This window comes from Gandjariella thermophila (assembly GCF_005405885.1).
GTDB lineage: Bacteria > Actinomycetota > Actinomycetes > Mycobacteriales > Pseudonocardiaceae > Gandjariella > Gandjariella thermophila.
Genome location: NZ_BJFL01000047.1, coordinates 1 through 15209, shown reverse-complemented (window position 1 = coordinate 15209; position 15209 = coordinate 1). Strand labels below are relative to the sequence as shown.

Annotated in this window: 14 protein-coding genes and 1 pseudogene; 7 read left to right on the top strand and 8 right to left on the bottom strand. The window is 70.9% G+C overall.

Features of this window, described 5'->3' with window-relative positions; genetic code table 11:
* Window positions 1–85 precede the first annotated feature (85 nt).
* From FFT21_RS25710 to FFT21_RS25700, 3 genes are all read left to right on the top strand, one after another.
* Window positions 86–1549 carry an NAD-dependent succinate-semialdehyde dehydrogenase gene (locus tag FFT21_RS25710; RefSeq protein WP_371856865.1) on the top strand — a complete coding sequence of 488 codons (1464 nt, stop codon included), beginning with the start codon at window positions 86–88 and terminating at the stop codon, window positions 1547–1549.
* A 73-nt stretch (window positions 1550–1622) separates the two neighbouring features.
* A complete protein-coding gene (locus FFT21_RS25705) occupies window positions 1623–2702 on the top strand; it encodes a tartrate dehydrogenase (RefSeq protein ID WP_137816504.1) in 1080 nt (359 codons plus the stop codon).
* 17 nt (window positions 2703–2719) lie between these two features.
* Window positions 2720–3187 carry a GNAT family N-acetyltransferase gene (locus tag FFT21_RS25700; protein WP_137816503.1) on the top strand — a complete coding sequence of 156 codons (468 nt, stop codon included), beginning with the start codon at window positions 2720–2722 and terminating at the stop codon, window positions 3185–3187.
* 96 nt (window positions 3188–3283) lie between these two features.
* On the opposite strand, the gene FFT21_RS25695 is transcribed toward FFT21_RS25700, so the two are convergent.
* Genes FFT21_RS25695 through FFT21_RS25685 form a run of 3 tightly spaced genes read right to left on the bottom strand, consistent with a single transcriptional unit; the run spans window position 3284 to window position 5584 of the window.
* Window positions 3284–4069: a GntR family transcriptional regulator gene (locus FFT21_RS25695; RefSeq protein ID WP_137816502.1), complete on the bottom strand. Its 786-nt coding sequence runs from the start codon at window positions 4067–4069 to the stop codon at window positions 3284–3286.
* Window positions 4070–4071: 2 nt separating this feature from the next.
* Window positions 4072–4806 carry a maleate cis-trans isomerase family protein gene (locus tag FFT21_RS25690; RefSeq protein WP_137816501.1) on the bottom strand — a complete coding sequence of 245 codons (735 nt, stop codon included), beginning with the start codon at window positions 4804–4806 and terminating at the stop codon, window positions 4072–4074.
* 31 nt (window positions 4807–4837) lie between these two features.
* Entirely contained in the window at window positions 4838–5584 is a 747-nt protein-coding gene (locus FFT21_RS25685) for a maleate cis-trans isomerase family protein (protein WP_137816500.1), read from the bottom strand.
* A 140-nt stretch (window positions 5585–5724) separates the two neighbouring features.
* Here FFT21_RS25685 and FFT21_RS25680 point away from each other — a divergent pair, with 140 nt between their 5' ends.
* Window positions 5725–6747, top strand: a complete 1023-nt coding sequence (locus FFT21_RS25680; protein WP_137816499.1) for a D-2-hydroxyacid dehydrogenase — start codon at window positions 5725–5727, stop codon at window positions 6745–6747.
* Complete coding sequence (locus FFT21_RS25675) at window positions 6737–8140, top strand: amidase (RefSeq protein WP_137816498.1); 1404 nt, start codon at window positions 6737–6739, stop codon at window positions 8138–8140. Before FFT21_RS25680 ends, FFT21_RS25675 begins: the two co-directional genes overlap by 11 nt.
* A gap of 65 nt (window positions 8141–8205) precedes the next feature.
* On the opposite strand, the gene ehuA is transcribed toward FFT21_RS25675, so the two are convergent.
* From ehuA to FFT21_RS25650, 5 genes are all read right to left on the bottom strand, one after another.
* On the bottom strand, window positions 8206–8967 hold the full coding sequence (gene ehuA, locus FFT21_RS25670; protein ID WP_137816520.1) for an ectoine/hydroxyectoine ABC transporter ATP-binding protein EhuA: 762 nt from the start codon (window positions 8965–8967) through the stop codon (window positions 8206–8208).
* Between the two features lie 46 nt (window positions 8968–9013).
* Window positions 9014–9667 (bottom strand): ectoine/hydroxyectoine ABC transporter permease subunit EhuD, encoded by a 654-nt coding sequence (gene ehuD, locus FFT21_RS25665; protein ID WP_137816497.1) that lies wholly within the window; start codon window positions 9665–9667, stop codon window positions 9014–9016.
* On the bottom strand, window positions 9668–10372 hold the full coding sequence (gene ehuC / locus FFT21_RS25660; protein ID WP_225978763.1) for an ectoine/hydroxyectoine ABC transporter permease subunit EhuC: 705 nt from the start codon (window positions 10370–10372) through the stop codon (window positions 9668–9670). It abuts the gene before it with no gap.
* Window positions 10373–10552: 180 nt separating this feature from the next.
* Window positions 10553–11458 (bottom strand): ectoine/hydroxyectoine ABC transporter substrate-binding protein EhuB, encoded by a 906-nt coding sequence (gene ehuB / locus FFT21_RS25655; protein ID WP_137816495.1) that lies wholly within the window; start codon window positions 11456–11458, stop codon window positions 10553–10555.
* Between the two features lie 324 nt (window positions 11459–11782).
* The gene (locus FFT21_RS25650; protein WP_225978762.1) at window positions 11783–13369 is read right to left on the bottom strand and encodes a putative glycoside hydrolase; all 1587 of its coding nucleotides are present in this window, start codon (window positions 13367–13369) and stop codon (window positions 11783–11785) included.
* 160 nt (window positions 13370–13529) lie between these two features.
* Between FFT21_RS25650 and FFT21_RS25645 the strand changes: the two genes are divergently transcribed.
* Entirely contained in the window at window positions 13530–14579 is a 1050-nt protein-coding gene (locus FFT21_RS25645; RefSeq protein ID WP_137816494.1) for a polysaccharide deacetylase family protein, read from the top strand.
* 539 nt (window positions 14580–15118) lie between these two features.
* Window positions 15119–15209, top strand: a pseudogene (locus FFT21_RS25640) (IS5/IS1182 family transposase); the annotation flags it as partial.

Sequence of the window (15209 nt, the reverse complement as noted above, 5' to 3'; positions counted from 1 at the left end):
TCCCCTGTTGTCGGATTGTTGACAATATGCATAGCATGACCCGGAATCCCACACAACGATCGGCGAGGAGCGCCCCGTGACGAGCGTGCCAGCGCGCGAAGCGACGGTGGTGGAGCAGGTACCCAAGGAGCTTTTCCTCGCCGGCAAGTGGCAGCCGGCCCGCGCCGGCGGGACGTTCCCGGTGGTCGACCCATCCACCGGCCGGGCGCTGTGCGAGGTCGCGGATGCCGGCCCGGAGGACGGCCTCGCCGCGCTGGACGCCGCGGTGGCCGCGCAGCGCGAGTGGGCCGGGTACCCGCCCCGGGAGCGGGGCGAGATCCTGCGCCGCGCCTACCAACTCCTGCTGGACCGGGTGGACGACCTGGCCCTGCTGATGACGCTGGAGATGGGCAAGCCGCTGGCCGAGGCCAGGGGCGAGATCGCCTACGCCGCCGAGTTCTTCCGCTGGTTCGCCGAGGAGGCGGTGCGCGTCGACGGCGGTTACGCGGTGGCGCCCAACGGAAAGGGCCGGTTCCTGGTGATGCGGCAGCCGGTCGGGCCGTGCCTGCTGATCACCCCGTGGAACTTCCCGATGGCCATGGGCACCCGCAAGATCGGGCCCGCGGTGGCCGCCGGCTGCACCATGGTGATCAAGCCGGCGGAGCAGACCCCGCTGTCCATGCTGGCGCTGGCCGACATCCTCGCCGAGGCCGGCCTGCCGGACGGGGTGCTCAACGTGGTGACCACCAGCCGGCCGGGCGCGGTGATGGAGCCGCTGATCCGGGACGGCCGGGCGCGCAAGCTGTCGTTCACCGGGTCCACCGCGGTCGGCCGCAGGCTGCTGGAGCAGTGCGCCGACCAGGTGCTGCGGGTGTCGCTCGAACTCGGCGGGAACGCCCCGTTCCTGGTGTTCGCCGACGCCGACCTGGACGCCGCCGTCGAGGGCGCGATGACCGCCAAGCTGCGCAACATCGGCGAGGCGTGCACCGCGGCGAACCGGTTCTACGTGCAGCGGGAGATCGCCGAGGAGTTCACCGCGAGGCTGGTGGAGCGGATGTCCGCGCTGCGCATCGGGCGGGGCACCGAGGACGGCGTGACCATCGGCCCGCTGATCGACCCCGACGCCGTCGACAAGGTGTCCGGCCTGGTGTCGGACGCCTGCGAGCGCGGCGCGAAACTCCTGCTCGGCGGGTCCGCAGTGGACGGCGAGGGGTACTTCTACCGGCCCACCGTGCTGGCCGACGTGCCGGGCGACGCACGGATGGCGCGCGAGGAGATCTTCGGCCCGGTCGCGCCGATCAGCGTGTTCGACACCGAGGACGAGGCGGTGACCGCCGCCAACGACACCGAGTACGGCCTGGTCAGCTACGTCTACACCCGCGACCTGGACCGCGCGCTGCGGGTCTGCGAGCGGCTGGAGTGCGGCATGGTTGGACTGAACCAGGGCCTGGTGTCCAACCCGGCGGCCCCGTTCGGCGGCACCAAGCACTCCGGGCTGGGCCGGGAGGGCGGCCGGGTCGGCATCGACGAGTTCCTGGAGACCAAGTACGTCGCGGTGGGCCTCGCGTGACCGCCGACGTGCTTTCTCCCGCGCAGGCGGCAACAGACACCGCCGACGCGCTCCTTCCGGCGGAGGCGGCACGGTGAGCGGGTACCGCATCGCCTGCATTCCGGGCGACGGCATCGGCGTCGAGGTCACCGGCGAGGCACGCCAGGTGCTCGACCGCGCGGCGGAACGGCACGGCTTCCGTCTGCGGTGGACGGAGTTCGACTGGAGCTGCGAGCGGTACACCCGCACCGGTCGGATGATGCCGGAGGACGGGCTGGAGCGGCTGGCCGAGCACGACGCCATCCTGCTCGGCGCGGTCGGCTTTCCCGGCGTTCCCGACCACGTCTCGCTGTGGGGGCTGCTCATCCCGATCCGGCGCGCCTTCGACCAGTACGTCAACCTGCGCCCGGTGCGGCTGCTGCCCGGCCTGGTCAGCCCGCTCGCCGGGCGGGAGGCCGCCGACCTGGACATGGTGATCGTGCGGGAGAACTCCGAGGGTGAGTACTCGCGGATCGGCGGCCGGCACAATCCCGGAACGCCGGACGAGTTCGTCGTGCAGCAGTCGGTGTTCACCCGGCGCGGCGTGCACCGGATCATCCGGTACGCCTTCGAGCTGGCCCGGGAGCGGGGCGGCGCGGTGTGCTCGGCGACCAAGTCCAACGGGCTGGTGCACTCCATGCCCTTCTGGGACGAGGTGTTCGCCGAGGTCGCCGCCGGCTACCCGGACATCCCACACGAGCAGTGCCACGTGGACGCGCTGGCCGCGCGGATGGTGCTGCGACCGGACCGGGTGGACGTGGTGGTCGCGTCCAACCTGTTCGGCGACATTCTCAGCGACCTGGCCGCGGCCGTGGTCGGCGGGCTGGGCACCGCACCCTCGGCGAACGTCAACCCGGAGCGCCGCCACCCGTCGATGTTCGAGGCGGTGCACGGCTCCGCGCCGGACATCGCCGGCCGGGGCCTGGCCAACCCGGTCGCCCAGATCCTCACCGCGGCCATGATGCTCGACCACCTCGGCGAGCACGCCGCCGGCGCCGCCGTGCGGGACGCGGTGGACGCGGTGCTGCGGGACGGGACGGTGCGCACGCCCGACATCGGCGGCCGGGCCACCACGGGCGAACTCGGCAAGGCGATCCGGGACGCGGTGTCCGGCCCGCGACCCGCCGTACGGTGACACCGTGCTGAGACGCGGTGCCGGGCGACTGGCCGAGGATCTGGCCGTTCTGGCACCGGATCGTGGCGGCGGGTGAGACCTACACCTGGGATCCGGCCACGGACGCCGACACGGCCCGCGAGCTGTGGATGCGGCCGCCGCCCGCGCGGGTGTTCGTGGTCGAGGACGGTGCGGACATCCTCGGCTCCGCGCTGCTCAAGCCCAACTACGGCCCGCCGGCCGACCGGGTGGCCAACGCCGGGTTCATGGTCGACCCGGACCACGGCGGCCGCGGGGTCGGCCGCCGGCTGGCCGAGCACGTGCTCGACGCCGCCCGCGCGGACGGCTACCGGGCCATGGTGTTCAACGCGGTCGTGGAGACCAACACCGGCGCGGTGCGGCTGTGGCGGTCGCTGGGCTTCACCATCCTGGCCACCGTGCCGGAGGCGTTCGACCACCCGCGGCACGGCCCGGTCGGGCTGCACATCATGCACCGCCGGCTGTGAGTTCTGCCGGCGAGCACCGTGGGGGCCAGCCGCGCCGGCCGCGCGGCGGTGCTGGAGGTACGCGCGCTGCTGGCAAGCACCCGACGGCCGCCTGACTCAGCCGGCCGGCTTGCGCGCGGCGGAGCGGCGCCGGGTCCTGGGCCGGGCCGGCCGTGCCGGGGCGTCCGCGGCCCCGGCGGATGACGGGGGCTCGCTCGGTTCCGGGCCGGGGCCGTGCAGGCTGTAGCCGGGCAGCAGCCGGCGGATGCCGTCCTCCATGTGCGAGTCGATCAGCTTGAGCAGCAGCGACTCCCGGCCGCCTCGGATCGCGTCGACGATGCCGGTGTGCTCGGCGACCTGGGCGTCCGGGACCTCGTAGGTGCGCTGCAGCGCGGCGATGCACATGCCGGTCTCGGTGAGCAGGGTCCTGGCCATCCTGGTCAGCCGGCGGCTGCCGGACGCGGCCACCAGCACCTCGTGGAAGCGGGAGTCGGCGTCACTGGCCGCGTGCGGGTCGCCGCGCCGCACCGCGGCCCGCATCTCGGCCAGCACCTCCTCGAGCGCGCCGGCGGCCTGCTCGGCCCGTCCGCCGCGCATGATGAGGGTCGCGGCGGCCTGCTCGATGGCGTTGCGGGTGGTGTAGATGTCGAAGACGTCCGCGGGTTCCAGGTCGATGACGAACAGGCCGCGGTGCCGCTCGCTGCGCAGCAGGCCCTCCTGGACCAGCCGCTGCATAGCCTCGCGCAGCGGTCCCCTGCTGACCTGGAACTTCGCCGCGAGATCCACCTCGCCGAGCTGGGTACCCGGCGGCAGCGACCCGTTCATGATCGCCGCGCGGAGTTGCTCGGCGATGATGGCCGCGGTCGAGTCGCGGTTCACCGGTTGGAGTTCCGCCAACGCCACCGCTACCTGCTCCCGTTCTCCCCCGTCCCGGTCCGGAACAGCGCGCCCGCCCGGGAAGTCGACCTAGTATCGCCGACCAGGCGCAGCCCCTCCCACACGGTCACCTGGTTCGCCGTCAGCACCGGCTTGCCGAGTTCGGACTCCAGCCGCGGCAGCAGGCCCACCGTGCGCATCGCGGTGTCCGGGATGAGCAGCGCCTCCGCGTCCGGGTGGTCGTTGCCCGCGGCCAGCCGCACCACGTCCTCGTCCGGCAGCCGGCCGACCTCGGCCGCGGTGACGATGCCCGCGCTGGTCAGCGAGATGACCTCGATGCCGCCGTCGGCGAGGAACCCGACGAAGCGTTCGGCCACCTCCGGCGGGTAGCTGGCCGCCACGGCGACCTTCCGCACGCCCAGCGCGTGGGCAGCCCGGACGAAGGCGAACGACGTGCTGGACGCGGGCAGCCCGGTGGCGGTGGCGAGCTTGTCCACCTGCGCGGCCGCGCCGTCCCAGCCGAACACGAAGCTGCCGCTGGTGCAGGCCCAGACCACGGCCTGCGGACCGTGCGGGCGCAGCCGCTCGAAGCCGTCCACGAGCCGGTGGTGCGCACCCAGGTCGAGCAGCGCGTCCACGGCGTGCAGGTCCTCGCCGTCGGTGTGCGCCACGAGCAGCCGGACGCCGTCGCCGAGGATGCGCTCCATCCTCGGGTAGTCGTCCTCGGCGGCGTGGCCCGGGTACAGGAACCCCACCGTGGTCATCAACAGCCTCCGTATCGCTTGATTGTCGACATCAGTCGGTCGAGTTCTGCACCGCGTTGATCCAACTGCCCGGCCCGGTGATGGGCAGTTCCATCCGGTCCAGGCAGGCCCACATGGTGAGCTGGTTGGCCGTGAACACCGGCTTGCCCAGCGTCTCCTCCAGCGGGTTGATCAGGTCGTAGGTGGGCAGGTTGGTGCAGCTCACGAAGATCGCCTCGGCGTCGGGTCGGTCGGCGCGCAGGATGTGTTCGGCCACCGTCCGGTAGCTGACCTTCCAGATGCCGCCTCCGAGCCCGAGGTGCTCGCTGGCCACCGTCTCCACGCCCAGTTCGCCGAGGAACTCGTGCAGCTTCGCGGTGAGGTCGGCGTAGTAGGGCGTGACCACCGAGATCCGCCGCAGCGCCAGCCGGTCCAGCACCTCGGCGAGTGCCCCGGACGTGGTGACCGCCCTGGGTGCGCCGGAGTCGACGATGACCTTGCGCAGCCCCTCCTCCGCGGCCACCCCGTGGATGAAGCTCCCCGACGTGCACAGGTACGCGACCACCTCCGGTTCGACGTGCAGCACGTCCCGGGTGGCGATCGCGACATGCCGGGGGTTGCTCACCAGTTCCGCCATCTCCAGGCTGACCGGGACCGGCTCGTACGGGGTCCGGGCGAGATGGAGTGACACCTCCGCGGGTACCCAGCGCCACAGCTCACGTTCGAGCGCCATGTCGAACGGGGCGATGATGCCGATACCGCGCTGGGCCAGCGGCCCGTCGAGGTCGGTGAAGTCCAAGGCTCACCCCCGGATTCGGTGTTCGTCACTCCCCTCCGGGCCTGACCCTCGGATTGTTGACAATAATACGATCTCTCCATACGGTGTCAATGTGCGGCAGGAGGGTGATATCGGGACTGTCGGGGTTGGGGAGCGCGGCCATGGGGAGTGACGGGAGGCCCGTGCTGACCGTGCTCCATGCCGGGCATCGTCCGCCCGGCATGGACAGTGTCGACACAGAAGCCGAGGTCCGTTACACCACTGCGTCACATCTAAGTAAAAACTTGCCGGGGACCGACATCCTTTTCGTCTGGGACTTCCTGTCCACTGCCGTGGCGGACGCGTGGCCCGCCGCCGACCGGCTGCGGTGGGTGCACGTGGCCAGTGCGGGTGTCGACCGGCTGCTGTTCCCCGAGCTGCGGGACAGCGACGTGGTGTTGACCAACTCGCGCGGGGTGTTCGAGGAGTCCATCGCCGAGTACGTGCTCGGGCTGGTGATCGCCTTCGCCAAGGACCTGGTGGGCACGGTGGACGCGCAGCGGGAGCGTCGCTGGCACCACCGGGAGACCGAGCGCGTGGTGGGCCGCACCGCCCTGGTGGTGGGCAGCGGGCCGATCGGCAGGGCGATCGCCAGGATGCTGCGCGCGGTGGGCCTGCGGGTGGCGGGCGTGGGCCGCGCCGCCCGAGACGGCGACCCGGACTTCGGCACCGTGTACCCGTTCGGCTCGCTGACCGACCGGCTGCCGCACGCGGACTTCGTCATCGCCGTCGCGCCGCTGACCGAGCAGACCGAGGGCATGTTCAACGCCACCACGCTGGCCACGATGAAGCCGTCCGCCCGGTTGATCAACGTGGGCCGGGGCGCGCACGTGGTGACCGACGACCTCGTCCGCGCCCTGGAGGGCGGAGTGATCGCCGGGGCCGCTCTGGACGTGTTCGAGGAGGAGCCGCTGCCGGCTTCCTCGCCGCTGTGGTCGATGCCGAACGTGCTGGTCTCCCCGCACATGTCCGGCGACTTCGTGGGCTGGCTTCCGGCGCTCGCGGAGCTGTTCGTGGACAACTTTCACCGCTGGCGGTCCGGGCGGCCGCTCCGTAACGTCGTCGACAAGAAACTCGGCTACGTGCCGACCGGCGCAGCCGCGTGGACCGGGGCCACCGAAGAGGGAGCGACGCATGCCGGATGAGAACGTGCTGCCGACCGCGACCGAGCTCGTGGCGGGCTACTCCTCGGGCGAGCTGTCCCCGGTCGACGCGACCGCGGCGGCGCTGCGCCGGATCGAGGCGGAGAACCCGGAGCTGAACTGCTACTGCCTGGTCGACGCCGAGATGGCGATGGCGCAGGCGAAGACCTCGGCGGAGCGCTGGGACCAGGGCAACCCGATCGGGCTGCTGGACGGTGTGCCGACCTCGATCAAGGACATGTTCCTCACCGAGGGCTGGCCAACGCTGCGCGGCTCCCGGTGCATCGACCCGCAGCAGCCGTGGGACGTGGATTCCCCGGTGACCGCCCGGCTGCGCGAGCACGGCGCAGTGCTGCTCGGCAAGACCACCACCCCCGAGCTGGCGTGGAAGGCGGTCACCGACAGCCCGCTGACCGGAGTGACCCGCAACCCGTGGAACCCGGCGCTCACGCCGGGTGGGTCCAGCGGCGGCAGCGCCGCGGCCGTGGCGGCCGGGATGGGCGCGCTGTCGGTGGGCACCGACGGTGGCGGCTCGGTGCGCATCCCCGCCTCGTTCTGCGGCATCGTCGGGTTCAAGCCCACCTACGGCCGCATCCCGCTCTACCCGGCGAGCCCGTTCGGCAGCCTCTCACACGCCGGCCCGATGGCCTGGTCGGTGGACGACGTCGCGCTGCTGCTCGACGTGCTGGTGCTGTCCGACCCGCGCGACCCGACCGCACTGCCGCCGCCGGTGGGCTCCTACCGGGAGGCGGTGCGGCGCAGCGTGCGCGGGCTCACCGCGGCGTTCAGCCCGACGCTCGGCTACGTGGAGGTGGACCCGGAGGTGGCGCAGCTCGTCAAGCGGGCCGCCGAGACGCTCGCCGAGATCGGGCTGAACGTGGAGATGGCCGATCCCGGGTTCCAGGACCCGATCGACGCCTTCGACGTGCTGTGGAGCACCGGCGCGGCGAAGTGGATCGACAGGTTCCCGGCCGAGCGCACCCCCGAGCTGGACCCGGGCCTGGCCGAGGTGTGGCGGCGCGGCCGGACCTTCTCCGCCGCCGACTACCTGGACGCCACCGAGCAGCGGATGGCACTGGGCATCCAGATGGGCCTGTTCCACGAGCAGTACGACGTGCTGATCACGCCGACCGTGCCGCTGCCGGCGTTCGAGGCCGGGCACGACGTGCCGCCCGGCGGGCGGTACCAGAGCTGGCCGAACTGGACGCCGTTCACCTACCCCTTCAACCTCACCCAGCAGCCGGCCGCGACGGTTCCGGCCGGGCTGACCCGCGACGGTCGCCCGGTCGGGGTGCAGGTCGTCGGCCCACGGCACTCCGACGACCTGGTGCTCGCGGTGTGCCGCGCGCTGGAGGCCGCCCAGCCGTGGCAGGTGGCGACCCCGCCCCGCGCGTAGCTCCCCTTTTTCCCTCGGCCGGTCGATGCCGCGGTGCCGGCCGGCGGTGCGGCGGAGACGCGTTGTCAGGTCTCGATGACCGACTGGAGGAAGTCGCGGGTGCGCGCCTCGCGCGGGGAGTCGAAGATCTCCGCGGGCGGCGCGTCCTCGATGATCTTCCCGCCGTCGAACATGAGCACCCGGTCGGAGATGTCCCTGGCGAACTTCATCGCGTGGGTGACGCACAGCAGGGTCACGTCGGTGGACCGGGCGATGTCGCGCAGCACGTCCAGCACGCCGGCGGCCAGCTCCGGATCGAGCGCGGAGGTGACCTCGTCCAGCAGCAGCACGTCCGGCTGCATGGCCAGCGCCCTGGCGATGGCCACCCGCTGCTGCTGACCGCCGGAGAGCTCGGCAGGGTTGGCGGTCAGCTTCTCCGCCAGGCCCACCATGTCCAGCAGTTCCTTGGCCCGCGCCTCGGCCTGCTCGCGCGGCTGACCGAGCACGGATATCGGCGCCTCGGTGAGGTTGCGCAGCACGTTCATGTTCGGGAACAGGTTGAACTGCTGGAACACCATGCCGATCCGCCGGCGCACCTTGCGCAGGTGCCGCTCGTCGGCGGGCACCAGCTTGTCCCCGCGCCGCATGTGGCTGAGGTACTCGTCGCCAACCTGGATGGTGCCGCCGTTCACCCGTTCCAGGCCCATCAGCAGCCGCAGGATCGTGGTCTTGCCGGAACCACTCGGACCGATCAGGGTGACGTGCTCCCCCGGCCGCGCCTGGAAGTCGAGCTCGCGCAGCACCACGTTGTCGCCGAACCGCTTGACCACCTTGTCGAAGCGGATCATCACGTCGTCGGCGGGCACCGAACGTGACGTCCCGGCGGGGCTCGTGTCAGTGTCCAACTCGCCGCTCCAACCTCCGCACCAGCACCGCCGCGGGATAGCTGAGCAGCAGGAACAGCAGACCCGCGAGGGTGTAGGGCTCAACGTAACGGTACGCGCCCGCGCCGGCCTCCTTGGCGGCGCCGACCAGGTCGATGACGCCGATCGCGAGCAGCAACGGCGTCTCCTTGAACATGGAGATGACGTAGTTGCCCAGCGCCGGGAGCACCCTGGGCACCGCCTGCGGCAGGATCACCCGGGTCCAGGTGCGGTGCCGGGGCAGGCTGAGCGCGGTCGCCGCCTCCCACTGGGCCCGCGGCACCCCCTCGATGCCGGCCCGGTACACCTCGGCGGTGTAGCACGCGTAGTGCACGCCGAGCCCGATCACCCCCGCGGTCAGCGAGGACAGCCGGATACCGAAGTCGGGCAGCACGAAGAACAGGAAGTAGAGCTGCACCAGCAGCGGTGTGCTGCGGACGAACTCGATGAACAGCCACACCAGCCGGCTGACCACCGGGATCCCGGCGCGGCGCAGCAGCGCCAGCACCAGCCCGAGGGCGAAGGCGAGCACCGAGCCGAGCAGCGTGGCCTCGAAGGTGACCAGCAGGCCGCGCAGCAGCGTCGGCATGATCTGGCTGACGAAGCCCCAGTCCCAGCCGCCCATCTAGATCCCCAGCTCCCCGGTCACCCGGGCCCGCGCGGTGGCCGGCCGTCCGGCCACCCGCGCCGCCCAGCGCTCCACCAGCCGCATCACCACCGTGATGACCAGCGACAGGATCAGGTACAGCACGAGCATGATCAGGAAGATGGTCAGCGCCTGCCCGGTGTAGTTGGGCACCAGCACCTGCACCCCCTGGTTGGTGATCTCGGTGACGGTGATCAGCGACAGCAGCGAACTGCTCTTCAGCAACTGGATGAACAGGTTGTTGAACGGCGGCACCATCTCCACGAACGCCTGCGGCAGGATCACCTTCCGGATCCGCTGCGCCGGGCCGAGGTTGAGCGCGATGGCGCCCTCGTGCTGGGCCCTCGGCACCGCGTTCACCGCGCCCCGGACGATCTCCGCGCCGTACGCCCCGTGGTTCAGACCGAGCACCAGGATGCCCGCCCACAGCGGGACAAGCTGGAAGCCCACCAGCAGCGGCACCGCGAAGTAGATCCAGAACAGCTGGACCACCTCGGAGGTGCCGCGCCAGCCCTCGACGTACACCCGGGCGAGGAACCGCACCCACCGCGACCGGGACAGCATCGCCAGTCCCGCGACGAAGGACAGCAGGATGGTGAGCACGATCCCGCCGCCGGTCGCGGCCACCGTCAGCGGCGCCCCGCGGAGCAGGGTCGTCAGGAACAGCTCGAAGTTGTCGAACACGGCCGGAAACCCGTCAGTGCTTGTTCCGGAACGCGCGCCGCGATCGCGTCCCCGGGATGCCCGGATGGCATCGCAGCCACCGGTTGCGCGTTCCAGGGCACCCCGCGCCCGCGATCGCGCGGGCATCGCCCCGGCGCGTTCCGATACTCGTCATCGCAGATCGCTCCGGTTCGGGACAGCTCAGCTGGAGCTGCACAACTTGTCCGTGGTCAGCTCCGGCGCGGGCAGGTTGTCCTGGCTGAAGCCGAAGGGCTGGACGATCTGCAGCCACTGCCCGCTGTCGTGCAGCTTCTTCAACTGGTCGTTGAACGCGTTGCGCACGTCGTCCTCGTCCTTGCGGAAGACGAATCCACCGGCGGAGAGCACCTTCTTCCCGTCGATCACCGGGTCGAAGCCCTTGGTGACCTCCACCCCGGCGCCCGGGTTCTGCGCCACCAGGGTGTGCAGCGAGATGTCGGTCAGCGCCGCGGCGTCCGCCCGGCCGCTGGTCACCGCCTGCAGCAGGGCGTTCTGCGTGTCGAAACTCTGGACCTGCCCGTCCGGCACCCCGCTCTTGGTGGCGTAGTCTTTCTCCACCGCGCCGCTGAGCACGGCCAGCTTCAGCCCCTTGCCCTTGACGTCGTCGAAGCTGGCCACGCCCTTGGGGTTTCCCTTCGGCACCAGGAAGGCGGTGAGCGCGTGGTAGTCCGGGATGGAGAAGGCGGCGTTGCCACACCGGGCGGGAGTGATGTTCATGCCCGCCGCGACCATGTCGTACTGCCGGGCGTTGAGCGCCGGGATGAGCTGGTTGAAGTCGACCGTGGTGGCCTGCACGTCGTTGACACCGAGGCTCTTGAACACGGCCCTGGCCACCTCGGGGGCCTCACCGGTGACCTTGCCGCTCTTGTCGGTGAACCCGTACGGCTGTTCGTTCGCGATACCGATCTTGATCGTGCCCGATTTCTTCGCGTTGTCCAGCACGCTGCCGCCACCGGACTGGGACGTCCGGCTACAGGCCTCGAGCAACGTCGGGCCGCCCAGGACGACGGCTCCGGCGGCGATCGAACGCTTGAAGAAATCCCGTCGTGTCCACGCGCTGTTCGCCATCACCGCACCTTTCGCCATTTTCCGGTCACCGAACGTAGACGCATCATCCGTAAGGGTCAAAGGAAACGGCGTACTGGATCAGTCGAGCCGAGCCCTGCCGCGCGGCGCCTTATGCCGAGAGTAGCCATACCGACTCGGGCCGAGCGTTATGAACGATCGTCACCTTTTATCTGAATCGGTGCAGGACCACGGTGGGTGTACCCGAAACCGTGACAGCACGACATGACGGCACGCAGACCGGAAGATCACGGTATTGGCTCGGAAAGCTACCGCTTGTAGCTGTTCTCCGGCGCGGTCCTGCCCGCCCGCGGGCGGGCGTGCGCGCTACCGGGCCAGCGGCTGGTCGTGGTAGCGGCAGTTGGGCGCCCACAGCAGGAAGGACGGCATCCCGTCGTCCCGCGCGGCCCCGATCTGCGCGGCCACCTCGGCCGGCCCGTACGGCACGCCCAGGCTGAAATCCTGCAGCCACGGGATGATCTGCACGTCCGTGCCCTGCACGGCGCGCGCGAACTCGGCGAGCGAGCGCCGCACGATGTCGTACGGCTGGCGGTTCGGATCGGGCACGTTGAACTCGCCCGGACCCCAGTGCGACGGATACACCATCGGCGCGACGTAGTCGACGTACCGGGACATCTGCGGAATGTCCTGCGCGATCTGGGTCGGCCGGTTGACGGAGATGCCGAACACCGAGGCCCCGAGCATGGCGTGGTGGGAGCGGACGGCGACCTGGGTCTGCCGGAGAAAATCCGCGATGCCGGCCTCCGGCGTGGTGGTCAGGCCGGGGAACCGCATCCGCTCGATCGGACCGTCCGGCCGGCGCACGTAGTCGTAGAGGATGTCGTCGAAACCCAGCGCGGCCGCCTCGGCGGCGATGTCGACGTTGTACTGGCGCACCACCGGGTCAGCGAAGTTGGTGAACGCGTACTGGCCGTACCCGCCGCCGCTCCACGGCGTGCCCTCGGCCGTCTGCACCACCCGCTCCGGGTGGCCGTCCCGCCACGAGGCCCCGCCCAGGATCGGGTCCTTGAACGCGACCAGCCGGCCCACCACGCGCAGGTGCATGCCGTGCAACTGGTCGAGCACCTGCCGGGCGTGGTAGTAGCCCCTGACCGCGCCGATCTGTTGCGCCATCGGCACGGCCGAGTCGTAGGGCACCTCCCCGCTCTCGTCCTTGATGTCCAGTTCGACGGCGTCGATCTTGCCCTGCCGGGCCATGTCCAGCACGGGTTCGCGGAGCGCCTCGCTGGTCCAGGCGAGACCGGTCATGTGCACCGCCCGCATTCCGGGGTGTCTGGTGTGGACGGTCAGGGTGCGCTCGACGCGGTTGCCGGCCGCGTCCGTGGCCACCACCGAGACCTCGTGCTCCGGCCGGTCGACCACCACGGAGAAGGCGCCGTCCGGGCCCGGTGTCGCGGTGTGCCCGGCGACCGTGACCCGCGCCGCGCCCCTCGCGATCCCGGTGACCGTCACCGGCTGACCTGCCGCCTCCGGATGCAGCGAGTCCTCCACCTGAAGCCCCGGTGGCGTGCCGTCCACGGTGAACTGGCGAGTGGTCGTGGTGGTGCCGAACCACGGGAACGGGCGCGGCGCGACGATCCGAAGCTCGTGCACACCGTCGGCGAGGCCGGCCGCGCGCACCGACAGCGCGCCGCCGCGCGGGTCCGTGGTGGCCTCGCGACCGTCGACGAGCACCCGCAGCCGGTCGGCCGGCACCGAGGCGGCCACTAGGACGGAGCCGGAACCCGCCGCCGCCGGCGTGATCGGATGTGCCGGCAACCCGTCCACCCGAACGTCCACAGTGGACATCGAGCCGAAACTCAGATAGGCGGCCACCAGCACGACCACCGTGCCCATCCCGACCGGCGCCCACCTCGGCATGCCGGTGAACGCCCTGACCAGACGGATAACCACGCGCCGTTTCGCGGCCGCCGCCACTGGTGTCCTCGTCAACGCCCTCGACTCCCCGACCGTCTGGATGCGCTGCACCGACACGATCACTGTCCCAGGCGTTATTACACAGATCAACTAACCATCTGGTAACCGAATGATCTCTTCGTTACGCTGCGGGCCAATGGTTGGGGCGGCGGGCAGGAGCGGGGCCGGCGTCGCGGCGGCGGCGCTGGCGGTCGCGGTGATGCTGCCCGGCTGCGGTGCCAGGCAGCGCGCCGCGCAACCGCCACCGAGCCCGCCACCGGCGGTCCGTGCGTCTCCGTCCCCGGCGCCACCACCCCCGCCCGCGCCGGAAGCCGTGCACGCCAACGAACTCGGCGAGGTCCCGGTGCTCATGTACCACCGGATCATCGACGCGCCGAGCAGCGTGTACGACCGCACTCCCGCCGACTTCCGGGCCGAACTGGAACGGCTGGCCGCCGAGGGCTACGTCCCGGTCACCGCGACCGACTACGTCACCGGGCACCTCGACATCCCGGCCGGCACCCATCCCGTCGTGCTCACCTTCGACGATGGATCGGCCACCCAGCTCGCGCTGGACGGCACGGGCCAGCCGGTGCCGGGCTGCGCGGTGCGCATCCTGCTGGACGTGGCCGCCGCCCATCCCGGTTTCCGGCCGGTGGCCACGTTCTACGTGTTCAACCCGCCGTTCGAGGAACCCACCGGCAGGACCACGCTGAACTGGTTGCACGCCCACGGTTTCGAGATCGGCGACCACACCCTGGACCACGCCAACCTGCGCGCCGCGTCACCGGCCGAGGTGCAGCACCAGCTCGCCGGCATGCAGCGGATCATCACCGACGCGGTGCCCGGCGTTGCCGTGCGGACCATGGCGTTGCCGCTGGGCGCGTACCCGCGTGCCCGGAATCTCGCCGTGGATGGCGCGGCGGACGGCGTGACCTACCACTTCGACGGCGTCATGCTGGTCGGCGCCAACCCGGCGCCGTCACCGTTCTCCACCGACTTCGACCCGTCCGCCGTCCCGCGCATCCGATCCCAGGCCTCGGCGGGCGAGGAAGCCGCGTTCGGCTCGACCGCCTGGCTCGACCGGCTCGCCGCCAACCCCGACCTCCGCTACACCTCCGACGGCGACCCGCAACGGATCTCGGCGCCGCGCACTGCTCCCCAGCAACCCGCCCCGTCGGTCACTGACCGCGTCTACCGCTACTGAGAAGGTGGAGAATCAACTCCGGTGCGCGCTGAAGTAGCTGCGGTCAGCGTAGTGACACGGCCAGAGGTGTATTTCTTCGCGTCGCTGTCACGCGCACCGCCTCGTTGGCTCCAGGCCCTGGTGCTTGCCCGACTCCATCCGCATCGGCTGCTGGACAGTGGCGTTGATCGAACCGCGCCGCCGCGCCGGCTCAAACTCCCCGCTACAGGTCCGGCGCTCTCAAGATCCACACCGCCCAATGTTCTGCCCACCGTCCAACGTGCCACCGCCGCCATCTTTGCCCAAGTGCGTGCCAGCCCTGGAACGCTGTACTCGCCGACACTGTCGCATGTCTCATTCATGGCCGACAAGCCGAAGGCGAATGCTGAACAGCCTGAGCGTCAATGAGCCATTTTCATCCTGGGCTGGATGTGTTGGCGTGCAAGGCTTCTTGCTGATCACGGGTTGATGTGGACTGGCGCGTCGGCGCCTGGATGTGGCGAAGCCCCTGGTAGCAGAACTATCGATTAAGATCGCTCAGCAGATGCCAGGGGCTTCACGTGCTGTTCTACCGTGCCGCTCTGCCGTTGTCACATCGAACCCTGACCTTCGTGTCCGGCCTGGTCCGCGCTCACCGCAAGCGGCTCGGAT